General features: G+C 57.3%; 15 protein-coding genes. 7 read left to right on the plus strand and 8 right to left on the minus strand.

All coding sequences use genetic code 11. The features are described 5' to 3' along the window. Positions 1 to 105 precede the first annotated feature (105 nt). The 5 genes from cutA to JYB85_RS16215 all read left to right on the plus strand — a co-directional run bounded on the left by cutA (position 106) and on the right by JYB85_RS16215 (position 6414). Positions 106 to 432 carry a divalent-cation tolerance protein CutA gene (gene cutA / locus JYB85_RS16195; protein WP_207380118.1) on the plus strand — a complete coding sequence of 109 codons (327 nt, stop codon included), beginning with the start codon at positions 106 to 108 and terminating at the stop codon, positions 430 to 432. Beyond that, positions 429 to 2261 (plus strand): protein-disulfide reductase DsbD, encoded by a 1833-nt coding sequence (locus JYB85_RS16200; RefSeq protein ID WP_207380119.1) that lies wholly within the window; start codon positions 429 to 431, stop codon positions 2259 to 2261. The genes cutA and JYB85_RS16200 overlap by 4 nt, the downstream gene beginning before the upstream one ends. A 145-nt stretch (positions 2262 to 2406) precedes the next feature. Then, a complete protein-coding gene (locus JYB85_RS16205; protein WP_207380120.1) occupies positions 2407 to 4032 on the plus strand; it encodes a cation:proton antiporter family protein in 1626 nt (541 codons plus the stop codon). Positions 4033 to 4154: 122 nt separating this feature from the next. Beyond that, positions 4155 to 5300 carry a galactokinase gene (galK, locus tag JYB85_RS16210; RefSeq protein ID WP_207380121.1) on the plus strand — a complete coding sequence of 382 codons (1146 nt, stop codon included), beginning with the start codon at positions 4155 to 4157 and terminating at the stop codon, positions 5298 to 5300. Positions 5301 to 5382: 82 nt separating this feature from the next. Next, positions 5383 to 6414: an aldose epimerase family protein gene (locus JYB85_RS16215; RefSeq protein ID WP_207380122.1), complete on the plus strand. Its 1032-nt coding sequence runs from the start codon at positions 5383 to 5385 to the stop codon at positions 6412 to 6414. A gap of 207 nt (positions 6415 to 6621) precedes the next feature. Here JYB85_RS16215 and JYB85_RS16220 read toward each other — a convergent pair whose 3' ends face one another. Next, the gene (locus JYB85_RS16220) at positions 6622 to 7032 is read right to left on the minus strand and encodes a hypothetical protein (protein ID WP_207380123.1); all 411 of its coding nucleotides are present in this window, start codon (positions 7030 to 7032) and stop codon (positions 6622 to 6624) included. A 256-nt stretch (positions 7033 to 7288) separates the two neighbouring features. Next, positions 7289 to 8278 (minus strand): NAD(P)H-quinone oxidoreductase, encoded by a 990-nt coding sequence (locus JYB85_RS16225; RefSeq protein ID WP_207380124.1) that lies wholly within the window; start codon positions 8276 to 8278, stop codon positions 7289 to 7291. Positions 8279 to 8437: 159 nt separating this feature from the next. On the opposite strand from JYB85_RS16225, the gene JYB85_RS16230 reads away from it, so the two are divergent. After that, positions 8438 to 8803 carry a hypothetical protein gene (locus JYB85_RS16230; RefSeq protein WP_207380125.1) on the plus strand — a complete coding sequence of 122 codons (366 nt, stop codon included), beginning with the start codon at positions 8438 to 8440 and terminating at the stop codon, positions 8801 to 8803. On the opposite strand, the gene JYB85_RS16235 is transcribed toward JYB85_RS16230, so the two are convergent. The 6 genes from JYB85_RS16235 to JYB85_RS16260 form a co-directional block, all read right to left on the minus strand. Beyond that, a complete protein-coding gene (locus JYB85_RS16235; protein ID WP_207380126.1) occupies positions 8804 to 9424 on the minus strand; it encodes an HAD family hydrolase in 621 nt (206 codons plus the stop codon). It abuts the gene before it with no gap. Positions 9425 to 9460: 36 nt separating this feature from the next. Beyond that, complete coding sequence (locus tag JYB85_RS16240) at positions 9461 to 10390, minus strand: DMT family transporter (RefSeq protein ID WP_207324715.1); 930 nt, start codon at positions 10388 to 10390, stop codon at positions 9461 to 9463. Positions 10391 to 10469: 79 nt separating this feature from the next. Continuing rightward, entirely contained in the window at positions 10470 to 11927 is a 1458-nt protein-coding gene (locus tag JYB85_RS16245; protein WP_207380127.1) for an MBL fold metallo-hydrolase RNA specificity domain-containing protein, read from the minus strand. Between the two features lie 131 nt (positions 11928 to 12058). After that, positions 12059 to 13273: an organoarsenical effux MFS transporter ArsJ gene (gene arsJ / locus JYB85_RS16250; protein ID WP_207380128.1), complete on the minus strand. Its 1215-nt coding sequence runs from the start codon at positions 13271 to 13273 to the stop codon at positions 12059 to 12061. A gap of 2 nt (positions 13274 to 13275) precedes the next feature. Further along, complete coding sequence (locus JYB85_RS16255) at positions 13276 to 14289, minus strand: ArsJ-associated glyceraldehyde-3-phosphate dehydrogenase (protein WP_207380129.1); 1014 nt, start codon at positions 14287 to 14289, stop codon at positions 13276 to 13278. A gap of 31 nt (positions 14290 to 14320) precedes the next feature. Then, the gene (locus JYB85_RS16260; protein ID WP_207320981.1) at positions 14321 to 14656 is read right to left on the minus strand and encodes a metalloregulator ArsR/SmtB family transcription factor; all 336 of its coding nucleotides are present in this window, start codon (positions 14654 to 14656) and stop codon (positions 14321 to 14323) included. Between the two features lie 64 nt (positions 14657 to 14720). Here JYB85_RS16260 and JYB85_RS16265 point away from each other — a divergent pair, with 64 nt between their 5' ends. Beyond that, positions 14721 to 15008 (plus strand): hypothetical protein, encoded by a 288-nt coding sequence (locus tag JYB85_RS16265; protein WP_207380130.1) that lies wholly within the window; start codon positions 14721 to 14723, stop codon positions 15006 to 15008. The last annotated feature ends 4 nt before the right edge of the window (positions 15009 to 15012 follow it).

The following is a 15012-nucleotide window of genomic DNA, read 5'->3' on the forward strand; positions in this document are numbered from 1 at the left end:
CTCATAAGCCGTACCTGCATCACTGTTTAACATCAATTATGGTGCACTGTGCGGGCAAAAAACGCTAAAGTGTGACCCCGGACACCGGAGCCGAATGAGACCCAGATGCAAGACCAATACGCTTTGCTGGTACTGACCACCGGCCCCGATAACGACACCGCAGTTAGCATTGCAGATGCGCTGGTGCAGGAGGGGTTGGCAGCCTGCGTTCAAATCAGCGCCCCGGTGCAATCTGTCTATCGCTGGCAGGGAAAGGTGTGCATTGAGACCGAGGTGCAGTTGTTTATCAAGTGCCATACCTCCTGCTATGACGCATTACAACAACGGCTGTTGTCATTGCATCCTTATGAGTTGCCTGAGATTATTGCACTGAAATTGGATCGGGGCCTGCCCGGTTATTTGGATTGGATAAAAGAAACCACACACCCATGAACAAATTCACCACCCTGCTGTCTTCCCTGCTGCTGGTCTTGCTCAGTCATACAAGCCTCGCGGCAAATGGTTTTGACTTCCTCAAGGACGAACCCGAACTTATGCCCGTGGATCAGGCCTTTGTGTTCGATTTTGAACAACAGGGCTCGGTTCTGAAAATCTCCTGGGTCATAGCCGACGGCTACTACCTGTATCGGGACAAGCTCAAATTCAGTGCCGATCAAGCCACACTCGGCGAGATAGGCCTGCCGGCCGGCAAGCCCCATGTCGATGATTATTTTGGTGAGCAGCAGGTCTACTACAGCTATGTCGAAGTGCCCGTGGCCCTCAAGTCGGCCCTGGACACAGGCTCGGTTTCGGTGACCTTTATGGGTTGTGCCGAGGACAAGCTCTGCTATCCCCCCACCACCCGCACCGCGCTGCTGAGTGCGGTGGCGGAAAACGACGGCCAGCTGCCAAAGTCCGACATTCAGGGCAATGCCCAGGACAGCAGCACTACTGAAACTGCAGTGACCAAGGCTCCCGTGACCGAGCAAGACAGGCTCAGCCGCATGCTGGCGGGCAGCAATCTGCTGTGGACCCTGTTGATATTCTTTGGCCTTGGTGTTGGCCTGGCGCTGACCCCCTGCGTATTCCCCATGTACCCCATACTGTCCGGTATCATAGTGGGCCACGGGCAGCATTTATCCACCGCCCGAGCCTTCACCCTGTCGATGGTCTATGTCCAGGGCATGGCCATCACCTATTCCTTACTTGGACTGGTGGTCGCCTCTGCCGGCATGAAGTATCAGGCGGCCTTGCAGCATCCCGCGGTATTGGTGGTTTTGGCGCTGCTGTTTGCCGTGCTCAGCCTGTCCATGTTTGGCCTTTATGAGATTCGCCTGCCCTCTTCCTGGCAACAGAAGCTCAACAGCGCCTCCAACGCTCAAAAAGGCGGCAAACTCACGGGTGTTTTCCTGATGGGCGTTATTTCCGGTCTGGTGGCGTCCCCCTGCACTACGGCCCCCCTGTCCGGCGCACTGATTTACGTGGCCCAAAGTGGCGATTTGCTGCTGGGTTTCCTGGCCCTCTATGTACTGAGCATGGGCATGGGCTTGCCACTGCTGCTGATTGGCACTTCCGGAGGCAAACTGTTGCCCAAGGCCGGCGCCTGGATGGATCTGATCAAGACCCTGTTTGGCTTCCTCTTGTTGGCTGTGTCCATCATTATGCTGGGCCGGATCTGGACCGGACTCCTGTCTGATCTGCTGTGGTCCATCTGGGGCATCAGCATGATCGCCTACCTGATGCACCAGAACAAACAGACCCAATTCAATTGGAAGCAAACGGTGCGCTCGGTGATCTTGCTGCTGGCGCTGCTGACCAGCTTTTCCTACGGTTTCCATGCGGTGATGGGCGCCCTGGGATTCAGCATGCCCAGGGCCGTCAGCCCGGTAAACGGCATATTGAACCAAGGCGAAGCCCATGAATTCAAACGCTTCAAGACCTTGGCGGAGCTCAATACCGAACTTGCCGCGGCCAAGGCAGCCGGCAAGCCTGTGATGGTTGACCTGTATGCCGACTGGTGTGTGGCCTGCAAGGAATTCGAGGCCATTACCTTCAAGGATGGGGCGGTCAAAGAGCGCATGAATACCATGGTGCTGTTGCAGGCCGATGTGACCCGATCCGATGACGAAGATGTGGCCCTGTTGGAAGCCTATGACGTGCTGGGCCTGCCAACCCTGCTGATGTTTGACGCCAAGGGCGTGAGCCGGGATGACCTGCGGGTCACGGGTTTTATGGCGCCGGCGGAGTTTGCCGATCACCTGGACCTGCTGCTAAAGCAATAATCAGAGCAAGTCTCTCAATAAAAAGGCAAACTTTTGCAAGAAAGTTTGCCTTTTCCGTTTTCTGTTCCTTAAAGTTTTATACAATGGTCCCAATCAGCAGAGTCCCTACTGCGAAGCAATAGAAGCAATAACAGCAAGGAGTCCCATGGAGCCCGCCATACTTGTCATCACCTTAGTCTGTGGTTTATTGGTCAGTCGGGTGGGATTGCCACCGCTGATAGGCTATCTGGCGGCCGGATTTGTACTGTTTATGTTTGGCATCGAAGAAGACAGCCTGCCACTGCTCAGGCAACTGGCGGATCTCGGGGTCACCCTGCTGCTGTTCGCCATCGGCCTCAAGCTGGATATCCGCAGCCTGTTCAAGGCCGAGGTCTGGGCCGGGGCCAGCCTGCACCTGATGGGCTCAATGCTGTTTTTTGTGCCGGTACTCAAGCTGCTCGGACTCATAGGTCTGTCACAACTGTTACCCCTGGATTGGGGGCAACTGGCGCTGCTGGCCTTCGCCCTGAGCTTTTCCAGCACGGTATTTGCGGTCAAGGTGCTGGAAGACAAGGGGGACATTCAATCCCTCTATGGCCGGGTCGCCATTGGTATCCTCATTATGCAGGATATCTTTGCCGTCGCCTTCCTCACCATTTCCAAGGGTGAAATGCCCAGCATCTGGGCCCTGGCGCTTCTGTTGCTGCCTTTGGCGCGGCCATTGATTTACCGCGCCTTCGACCGGGTCGGTCACGGTGAATTGCTGGTGCTCTTTGGTCTGGTAATGGTGCTTGTGCTGGGCGCCTGGCTGTTCGAGGCCGTGGGCCTGAAGCCTGATCTCGGAGCCTTGGTGATAGGTCTGTTGCTGGCGGGACACCGCAAGGCCAACGAACTCGCCAAGTCACTGTTTTATTTCAAAGAACTTTTCCTGGTGGCCTTCTTCCTCACCATAGGGCTCAATGGGCTGCCCGCCTGGGAAGACCTGACGCTGGCCGCCGTGCTGTTGCTGTTTATTCCGCTCAAGGTGGCGCTGTTCCTGCTGCTGCTGACCCGCTTCAGGCTCAGATCCCGCACCTCGCTGCTGGCGTCATTCAACCTGGGGAACTACAGCGAGTTCGGCCTGATTGTCGCCGCCGTGGCCGCCTCCAAGGGCTGGCTGCCCTCCCAATGGCTGGTGATCACCGCCATGGCCCTGAGCTTCAGTTTCCTGTTGGCGGCGCCGCTGAACAAGTTGGTGGGCAGTGTCTACCAAAGGCACCAAACCCGACTCAGGCGTATGGAACGCCACCCGCTGCATCCCGAGGACAGGCAAATCCCCCTTGGCAATCCCCGCTTCCTGATCCTGGGTATGGGCCGTATTGGCAGCGGAGCCTACGACGAGCTGAAACATAAGTTCGGTGGCGAGATCCTCGGCATTGAACATAAACAGGAGTTGGTGGACAAACACCGTCGCCTGGGGCGCAACGTGGTTCAGGGCGACGCCACCGACAGCGATTTCTGGGAAAAGGTGGAGCGCGCCCCAAACCTGGAGCTGGTATTGCTGGCCATGCCCCACCACGCAGGAAATCTGTTTGCTGTCAAACAGCTGAAAAAAATGGATTATCAGGGCAAGATCAGCGCCATAGTGCAGTTCGGCGAAGATATTCAGTCCCTGCGGGACAGCGGTGTCCACAGCGTCTACAACATGTATGAGGCCGCCGGGGCCGGTTTTGTCGACCATGTGAGTCAGGAATTGCTCAGGCGTCAGCCGACACCAGAGGAAACCGTGGCCCCCGTGGCCCAGGCACGCTAAAAAATCTCAGTTTCCGCCCTTTCGCAGACATGATATAACTCAAGGAAAACGCCCAGCGGCTGCCAGTTGGCGCCCGCTGGGGTACAAGGCTGTTCCCTTGGCCACGGGAGAGTTTCCAGAGCATGTCCAACCCAGCGCAGCGCGCCACCAAGCTGTTTGTCAAAACCTTCGGCACCAAGGCCGACGCCTTGTTTCAGGCGCCCGGCAGGGTGATCCTGGTGGGCGAACACACTGACTATAACGAAGGTTTTGTACTGGCTGCTGCCATCAACAGCTACACAGTCATTGCCGCCAAGCGCCGGGACGATCAGCGCTTCCGGGCGGTATCCGAACGTTTTCCCGGGCAAATTATGGAGTGGCAATTCGGCACCGAGGGCGATCTCAATGCCGATGAGTGGGTTAACTATCTCAAGGGATTCACCCAGGCCATGGCGTTCTCAGGGCTACAAGCCAAGGGACTGGATCTGGCCGTGGTCAGCAATGTGCCCATGGGTGCCGGCCTGTCATCCTCGGCGGCGCTGGAAATTGCCTTTGGCACCGCGCTCAATGATACCAGCCAGTTGCATTTGTCCCCCATGGCTATTGCCCAGCTGGCCCAACGGGGCGAGAGCCGTATGCTTGGCTATCCCTGTGGCATCATGGACCAGATGGTGAGCGCCATGGGCGAAACCGATTGTGCTCTGGTGATAGATTGCCTGGATCTCGACAGCGAAGCCTTGCAAATCCCGGACTCCCTCAGTCTGATGATCATCTCCTCCCCCCTGGATCCCGGGGCAATGGCGACTGCTTACCGGCAGCGGCGGGAAGAATGCCAACAGGCCGCCGACTTCTTTGGTCTGGATTCACTCAGGCACCTGGAGCAAGCGGAGCTGGAATCGGCCAAGGCCAAACTCGATCCCACACTCTTTCGCCGCGCCCGCCATGTGGTCAGTGAAAACCAGCGCACCCAGAGTGCCGGCCGGGCGCTGGAGCGCGGTGACATCCGGCGTCTGGGCATGTTGATGAATCAATCCCATGCATCACTGCGGGACGACTTTGAACTGAGCCAGCCGGAGATTGAGTCCCTGGTGCAGGTGATGAGCGAGGTGATTGGCGAACGTGGCGGCGTCAGAATGACAGATGGCTGTTGCATAGTCGCCCTGGTAGAACATGAATTGACGGACGCCGTAGTGCAGGCGGTGGAGCAGCAATACCGGGCGCTGACAGGTGGCGAACCCCATATCTATCTGTGTGCCGCGGCGACCGGTGCCGGCCGGATTGACGCCTGATCCATACGAATGCAAGGCCTTATCCTGGCGTGCGGCTTAGTTTATATTGCATTGATTTTAATTTGGAAAAGGACAGCTTCCCATGGTGCGTTTTACCGTACTCGACCCCTGGCAGGATCCCCGCGGTGGGGAAATTGAACGCGTAAGACTGGACAATGGCATACTGGCCCTGGAAGTTCTGAGTCTGGGCGGGATCATTCGCTCACTGTGGGCGCCGGACCGGCATGGTGAACGCGCCAACATAGTGCTGGGCGCCGAAGATGCCGCAGCCTATCTGGAACAGCAGGCACACCTGGGTGCCATTGCCGGCCGCTATGCCAACCGCATCGCCGGTGGAAAACTGTCCCACCAGGGTAAAAACATCCAACTGGACACCAATCTGGCGGGCAATTGCCTGCACGGCGGCTTTGAGGGCTTCAATCGCCGCCGCTGGCAGCTGGGTATGCTCAGCGATGGGGTGCGCCTGACCCTGGTGAGCCCAGATGGTGACGGCGGTTTCCCCGGCGAGTGCCGGGTGCAACTGGATTATCGCCTCGCGGGCCACAACCTCTACGTGGAAATACTGGCGGTGACCGACAGCGCTTGCCCTGTCAGTCTGACCCAGCACAGCTATTTCAATCTCGAAGGCAGCAAGGCGACCAATGCCGAGCACAGGATCCAGATCCTGGCGGACAAGGTGCTGACCCTGGATGAGACCGGCATTCCCAATGGCATCCGGGATGTGATGGATACGGTATTCGACCTGCGCCAACCACAGCGGCTCGGCGACCATTTGTCCCACGAGGCCCTCACTGCCACCAAGGGCTATGATCACCCCTTCTGGCTCGACAATGACGCCGCAGATCTGAAAAAGTGCGCCGTCCTCAGCAGCCCTGTCAGTGGAAGGCGCATGACCCTTTACAGCAACCAACCCACGGTGCAGCTCTATTGCGCCAACTTCCTTGGCGGCACCCCAGGCCGTGCCGGGCAAAGTTACCGGGATTACCAGGCCGTGTGCCTGGAACCGCAACGGGCACCTGATGCCCCCAATCAACCGGATCTGGGCCGGGGCTGGCTACAAGCGGGTGAGGTGTACCACCATATCAGCCGTTATCGATTCGACTGCACGGATTAACGGCCGGGTCCGGCACTCAGTGAGAAAGTCACTTCGCCACGACGGCAACAAAGATGGCTGATGGCAGCGTCTGCATCGGCCTGATATCAGAATGGCTTGGGGAATAGGTTAAAAAAGCAGCAAACGGCTTAAGCGTGGGAAAATCGGCTCAGCCCCGAGAAATCAGGGCTGATGCTGACTTGGCTGAGTGGACTTGGTTCGAGCGAATTAATCGTCGAAATCGTCGCCCCAATCATCACCGAAGTCTTCGTCACCGCCGCTGCCAACGGTTTCTTCTTCGGGCTCCACCTCAACCTTGGACTTACGTGCAGGCGCGCTTTCCTTCACATTGCTCAGATTGATCCTGGCTTGGTGCTTTTCCATAAAGTCGGCACGGGCCGCTTTCCAGGCACCGCCAAACTGAGCCTCGGCAGCCTTGACTGCGCCTTCATCCAGATCGTACAGGTTGACTTTTACTATATCCTCAACGTATTCCACTATGGCTTTACGTTCAGTGTTGTACAGATAGATACGTCCTGGGGAGGCTTCGGGTAACTGATTGTCATGGACGACGATAGTGTTGCCCCGAGAAGTTCTCAGCTCGCCATACCAAACCTGTTTCTTCGCCGTGTTATACATATATGCCAATACCCTTAAATCAACACATACACTAGGAGTTTGTCTTTACAACACAGCCGGAGGAGCAGTACTGATCCCCGCGGCTGCCCGTCTGATTATCTCGGACGTTTCACGATGGGTATTCTTGCAGAATCTTTCCCAGAATCAATGCCAAAAACCATGAATTTTTACCTCTTATGCCATTAATTCATCGTCTTTGGCAGCAAATTTCCATTTCCCATGGACTGTAGCCCAAATTTCGCCCAGCGCAAACTAATCAATCAAGCAACAGCAGCACCTTGCCCCTGTGCTCTCCCGCCTCCATAAGTCTGTGGGCCTCGGCGGCCTCGGCCAGCGGAAAACGGGCCGAAATCGGTGGTATGCATTGCCCCTTGGCGAGCAGGGGCCAGACGTTTTGCTCCAGCTCGGAGGCGATAGCCGCCTTCGCCGCTATGCTCTGGGGCCTTAAGGTCGAACCGGTCCAAACAATGCGTTTGGCCATCAGCCGGAAAATATCCACTTCGGCCTTGGGCCCGGACTGCATGGCTACCGACACCATACGACCGTCTTCCGCCAGCAGCTTGAGATTGTCATTGATCATCTTGCCACCGGCCATGTCCAGCACCAGATTGACGCCGGCGGGGCACAGCGCCAGCACCCGGGCCACCAGTTCGGGATCCCGGTAATCAAACGCAGCCTCGGCTCCCAGGGTCAGGCAATAGTGACGCTTCTCTTCGCTGCCACTGGTAACCAATACCCTGGCACCAAAGGCCTTGGCCAGCAGGATAGCGGTGGAACCTATGCCGCCCGAGCCCCCCTGGATAAGCACTGTCTCGCCGGCTTTCAGGCCGCCACGCATAAACAGATTACCCCAGACGGTGAAAAAGGTTTCCGGCAGTGCCGCCGCATCCGCCAGCGCCATGCCATTGGGGACGGGTAAGCAGTGACTGCCGTGGGTAAGCACATACTCACCATAGCCGCCGCCGGGCACCAGGGCGCAGACCTGATCCCCCAATTGCCAGCGCGGCGTGTCTTCCCCGAGGGCACAGATCTCACCCGCCACCTCCAGCCCCAGGATGGGTGATGCTCCCGCTGGTGGCGGATAAGCGCCTCGGCGCTGGGCCAGGTCCGGACCGTTGACGCCCGCGGCGCGCACCCGGATCAACAGCTGTCCGGCGCCGGGTTGTGGCAACGGCGACCGGCTCAGGCACAGAACCTCGGGCCCGCCGCTGTGTTCGAAGGCTATATGGCGATAAGACTGAGACATGGGAAAGGTCCTCAACTGAAATAATCCCTTAAAAATCAGGTTCCAGCATAACAGCTTGAAAAAATGCTGCCACAGCGCCTGACCTGGATTGTGCTTGGCGTTGACATTGGCCGCTCCCGGCCTCAGCCTGTAACCTGGATGCACAGTCACGGGAACAGCATGACACCAGCAATCAAGGCCGCCCTGATAGCCACCTTTGTGTTTCCCGGTGGCGGTCACCTGTACCTGAAGAAGACCTTGCGGGGAGCCTTACTGGCGGCCGTGGCATGCGCCTGCCTGTTGTTTCTGATGACCCTGGTCTATGACTCGGCCCAGACCATAGCAAGCGGGATCCTTGATGGCAGCATAGCCCCAAACACCACTGCGATTGCACAGGCCATGGATGCCAGTCAGGTGGAGCTGGAAGCAAAGGGTGGCAGCGTCAGCTGGATACTGCTGTGCACCTGGTTACTGGGTATCATTGATGGCTACCGACTGGGCCGCAAAGCGCCTTCGCAAACCACAGACGATACACGCCAGGCCTAATTAGCTGGGCCAGCAGGCTTTCAATCCGTGATAACAGGGCACCAGCATATCGGCCTGCGCCGCATAACCGGGCAAAGGGGCCTCTCCCGGCCAATACAGCCCGGAGCGACAACCGGCATTGGTGGCGGTTTGCACATCAAACAGGTAATCCCCCAGGTACAGCACCCGGGCGGGCGCCAGCTGCCAGGCCTGACAAATATGCCTTAATCCGGCGGGATCCGGTTTGGCCGGGGCATCCTCGCGGGTAAGTACCCACTCCAGGGATAACTCCAGCCGGCTCAGGGTTAACTGCGCGGCTTCGCGGATATTGCGGGTCAGGATCCCCAGAGGTAATCCCTGATGTTGCAGATGCAGCACCAGTTCCCTTGCGCCATCTATCCAACAGGCCTTGGCCGAGCTGTCCATTTCGTAACGATGCACTATGGCGCTCGCCGCCTCAAAACCGGGTTGCCCTTGCAGACTGTGGAGGTGGGCCAGGATATCCGTGCCGGGCGGGATCCCGAGCTCGGCCCTCAATCCCGCAAAATCGGGATTCGAATGGGACAGGGTGCCATCAAGATCGAACACCACGGCATCTATATCCGTCAGAGAAAAACCGCTTTGCAGTTCGGGAAATCGCATCTTGCTTGCCTCGCGCATTCAGCACTCACGCAGTCATCAGGCCGTGACCTGGCGACGCTTCTGCCACAGTGGCAACAGCTGCAGTGTCATCACTGAGAGAATGATCAGCAGCATTCCCATCAGACTCAAGCCATCTATGCTGTCGCCCTTTATCACCTCGGGCCACCAACCAAGGGCGACCACCAGGGCCGTCAGGCTGAAACTGACCACAGGGGTCAGGGCCAACATGGCGCTGACCTGGGCCGTGGGCCAGTATTTCATCGATTGCCCGAAACAACCGTAGGCAACCAGAGTATTGATGGCACAGAATCCGGCCACCAGCCAGTCACCTTTATCCATGGTATTGAAATGGCCGAAGTCACAAAAGGGGGCCATCAGTACAACACCAAGGCCGTAAATAAACAGCAGCACATTGGCCGGGCTCAGTCGACCGATAAGCGCTTTTTGCAGCAGGGCGTAACTGGTCCAACTGGCAGCAGAAAACTGCACCACCAAGACGCCCAGCATCACCTGTTTGTCGGCATGACCACTGAAGTCCAGTTGTGGATGGAAAAACAGCAACATACCCAAGGCCAACCCGGCAAAACAGGCCAATTGTACCGGCTTCAGGCGCTCGCCAAAAAAGAGCACACCACCGAAGGCCAGGAAGAAGGGGGCGGTTTGGAAATTTAGCTGGGCCACACCAGGAGCGAGAAAATCGAGCGAGAACACAAAGGAGACATAGTTAGCCATCAGCAGTATGCCTGCCGCCAACAAGCGCCACCAATCGCCGCCGCGCAGTGCCGCAAACTGCCGCAGACTGCCGGCAAGCCATTGCACCAGCACACTGACAATCAGGGCCACCAGGAAACGAAACCAGGTAAGGGTCACGGGATCGATAAAATCACCGGACAGCTTGAGGGCGATGGGCAACATGCCCCAGAAAAACACCGCAACGGCGACAAACAGCAAACCCAGGCGCAACATGACAAGGCCCACAGGGGAAACAGGCGTCTATCTTGCTATAAGGCGACTGCCGGCACCAGCACCCGGCAATAAAATAGCATCACTGGGCCTGCTTGCCCTGGTATAGCCAACGTAACTCGGGCAAAGCGGCAAGGTCCAGGCAATCCCCCAACTTGGCTGCGGCCATGGTCTGAGGCCGGAAATTGGGGTCTTCCTGCAGGCACTGCAGCAGTTCCTCCTGGGACTCGGTCTCGCCATGGACCAGCACCAGGGGCGGATTATCGACAAAATGTCCGTACCAGCGCATCAGCTCGGCCTGATCTGCATGGGCAGACAAGCCCCCCACAGTATGAATGGTCGCCGCCACCTTGAGGGATTTGCCATTGACCGTGAGTTCTTCAACCCCATCCACCAAGGCCCGCCCAGGTGTGCCCAGAGCCTGGAAACCGCAAATAATGATGTCGCATTCACTGCGCCACAGATTGTGCTCCAGATGGCTGCGAATGCGGCCGCCGGTACACATGCCGCTGCCGGCAATGATGATCAGATCTTTGTGTATGTCATTGAGGGCAATGGACTCATCTGTGCTCTGAATAAACTGCACATTGGACATCAAGGGATGATTACCCGGATGCAAACGGACAAAGCGCTTGAAATCCTCGTCCATCAAGGGGTAGTGGTGGATGTATACCTTGGTGGCATCTATGGCCATGGGGCTGTCGAGACACACGGTCCAACGGGACAGATCCCAATCCTTGGCATACAGATGAAACAGGTACAACAGCTCCTGGGCTCTTCCTACGGAAAAGGCCGGGATCAGAATATTGCCGCGGCTCTCACTGATGGCGCGGCCAAAAATCGCCTTGAGCTCCGCCAGGGTGTCCTCCCAACTGCGGTGCAAGCGGTTGCCATAGGTGGACTCCATCAGCACCAGATCGGCCCGGTCGACAAATTCGGGATCCTTAAGGATCGGCATACCGGCACGCCCCAAATCACCGGAAAACACCATTTTCTTTCGATGCTTGCCGTCATTGATGTCCAGCTCCAGCAGTGCCGATCCCAGAATATGGCCTGCATCCCGAAAGCGGACGCTAACCCCCTCCATGACCTGCAAATCGGTGCCGTACTCCAAAGGCACAAACAACTCCAACACCCGGTCAACATCTTCCTCGGTGAACAGCGGCTCTATGGGATCCAGCCCCTTGCGGGCGAGTTTGACATTTTGCCGCTCTGCGTCCCGCTGCTGCAGCATGGCCGCATCCCTGAGCATAATGGCGCAAAGATCAGCCGTGGCCCTGTGGGTATATATGGGGCCCTTGAACCCCTGTTTGGCCAACAGGGGTAAGCGCCCGGAATGATCTATATGGGCATGACTGAGCACCACGGCCACAATGGCCGGCGGCTCAAAGGCAAAGGGCAAGCGATTGCGGGCCTCGTCCTGTTTGCCCCCCTGAATCATGCCGCAATCGAGCAGCAGTTGTTTGCCGTTGACCTCCAGAAGGTGACAGGACCCCGTCACCTCACCTGTGGCTCCCCAAAAAGTGAGGGTCATGCTCATCTGTTGTGCCTCCTGCCCGGCTTTGCCTTTAGCCAGAGTGTAGGCCCAATTTCCCGCCCCTGCCTGTGACAAAGAGCACTAAACAGCGTGCGGGAACACTTGATACAGCTTTTTGTCTTACAAGGCTTTTATCAAACCTGAACCCCATGTTCCCTGGGCAGAAACAGGGAAATTGCCGTGGTCAGCAGCAACAGCGCACTCGACAGCAACAGACAGGCAGCAAGGCCGTAGACCTGAAAGATCCAGCCGGACAGCACGGTGCCCAGCAGGCGCCCCATGGCATTGGCCATGTAATAGAAGCCCACATCGAGAGACACCCCATCTTCCTTGGCATAACTGACAATCAGGAAACTGTGCAGCGACGAATTCACGGCAAACACCAGCCCAAACAGCAGCAGGCCGCCAAGCAACCACAGAGATTGATGTGCCTGGTCCTGCAAACCAAAGGCGATAGCAGCAGGCAGCAAGGCCAACAATCCGGCCCACAGCAGCGCACTGCCACGACCCGGAGTGCTGCCCATCAGCCTTGGCGCCAGGGTTTGCACCAGACCGTAACCTATGATCCAGCTGGCGAGAAAACCGCCCACCTGCCAATGATCCCAGCCAAACTGGCTCGCCAGATACACCGGCAGGGCCACCACAAACCAGACATCGCGGGCGGCAAACAGGCACAGGCGCGCGGCCGAGAGAATATTGACCGCCCAGCTCTTGGAAAATATGTCTTTAAACTTGGGTTTGTTCTTGGCCTTGCCCAGCTCCCGGTTCAAGCCCTTGAGCGAATCGAGCCACACCAATGCCAGCATTAACAACAGGATAAACACGGCACCACGAAAGTCCGCCAGTGACAGCAGGGCACCACCGATGAAAAAGCCCACCCCTTTAAGGGCGTTTTTGGAGCCGGTCAACAGCGCCACGTACTTGAACAGACCCGCCTGTCCCGCTTCCTCCGGCACCAAGGTCTTGATGGCACTTTTGGCGCTCATCTTATTGAGATCTTTGGCTATCCCCGAAAGTGCCTGCGCGGCCATCACCCATGGCACAGTCAGCCAGGCCACGGGCACCAGCAACATACCCAAGGCCAAAATCTGCATGCCCATACCCAGGTTCATGGTGCGGTTGAGACCAATGCGGGCCCCGAGCCAGCCCCCCACCAGATTGGTGACCACGCCAAAAAACTCATAGAAGAGAAACAGCATGGCAATGGCCAGCGCCCCATAGCCAAGGCGGTGAAAATAAAGCACCACCAGCATCCGCAACGCACCGTCCGTGAGGGTAAAGGCCCAGTAATTGGCGGTGATCAGCAGGTACTGACGCAGGGCAGGGCTGAGCTGCCTGAGCCTGTCCATAATCAGAGTCCCAAATCGCGCCGGCCTACCATGCGCGCCAGTTCGGCGGTGCGGTTGGCATAGCCCCATTCATTGTCATACCAGCAGTACAGCTTGAGCTGGGTGCCGTTAATCACCATGGTGGACAGGGCATCGATAACACTGGAGCGTGGATCGGTGCGATAGTCCACCGACACCAGGGGCCTTTCCTCAAAGCCGAGAATGCCCTTGAGTTCACCTTCGGCCGCCTGCTTCAGCAGAGCATTGACCTCGGCCTCGGTGACCGGACGCGCCAACTCAAACACACAGTCGGTGAGCGAGGCGTTGGCCAGGGGCACACGCACCGCATGACCATTAAGCTTGCCCTTGAGTTCGGGGAAGATATGGGTGATGGCGGTGGCACTGCCGGTGGTGGTGGGGATCAGGCTCTGGCCGCAAGCCCGGGCCCGACGCAGATCGCTGTGGGGCGCATCCAGAATGGTCTGGGTATTGGTGATGTCATGAATTGTGGTCATGGAGCCGTGCTTGATGCCTATGGCCTCATGGATCACCTTGACCACGGGGGCCAGGCAGTTGGTGGTACAGGAGGCAGCGGTCACTATGGGATGCAGTGTGGGATCGTACAGCTGTTGGTTGACGCCCATCACTATGTTGAGCACCCCCTCTTCCTTGACCGGCGCCGTGACCACTACCCGCTTCACCCCTTGCTCCAGATAAGACTGCAGCAAGGCCTTGGTCTTCATCTTGCCCGACGCCTCGATCACCAGATCGCATCCGGACCAGTCGGTGGCGGCTATGGTGCTGTTGCGACTGGTACTGATGGCCTGGCCATCTATCAGTATCTGTTCACCGTCAGTGGCAACCCCATGGCCCCAGCGGCCGTGGACAGAATCGAATTCCAACAGATGTGCCAGGGTGGCGGCATCGCCCGCCGGATCGTTGATATGAACAAGTTCCACATCGTCCCAGTCCCAGGCCGCCCGCAGCGCCAAACGTCCCATACGACCAAATCCGTTGATACCTATCTTGATTTTCATTGTTGTCTCCAAAGACTTGTCTAACCTGCCATCAGCAACAGCGACCGGGGCGACAGCCCATGGTTGCCAGCTGCTGTGCATTGGCGTGGATAAAATCGGGGGTGGCCTGCAGTTGTGCCTGCAGCTGCGCCTTGGCCCAGTCAGGCAGGGCTTCGTTGATGCGATAAAAGACCCACTGACCCTGACGCCGATCGCTGAGCAAACCGGCCTCACGCAATAATTTCAGGTGGCGGGATATTTTCGGCTGACTCAGGCCCAGGGCTTCTGTCAGCTCACAGACACACAGCTCACCCTCCTGACCTATCAGCATCAGGGTCCGCAGCCGGGTGTCATCGGCGAGCGACTTGTAAAAAACGACGGGATCCATGACTCCCCTCACAGCGTCAGCAGCACATATGCCAAAAAGCATATATGAAAAATCAGATATGTAAATGCCGTCTTTGATCGCGTCTTGCTCACCCAAACTGCCCGGTGGGATTCCAACATATCGGGCTGTAGCAGCAGATTTTGCAACTGAAATAATTCAGCCACAGTACCAGCTTTCAGACAAAAATATTTCTGTATGTCAGAAAAAATCCCAAAAAATATTATTTACCCATAAGCTACTGCTGTATGGGAAATTTCCATTAAACGGCAACAACAAAATAGCAGACAATTTCGTGGCAGATATTCATCCAGCCTTGATATTCAAGGTTAAATTGACAATAATGGCCGGGTAGAAAG

The sequence above is a fragment of the Shewanella sedimentimangrovi genome, from assembly GCF_017354965.1.
In the GTDB taxonomy this organism is placed as follows: Bacteria; Pseudomonadota; Gammaproteobacteria; order Enterobacterales; family Shewanellaceae; genus Shewanella; species Shewanella cyperi.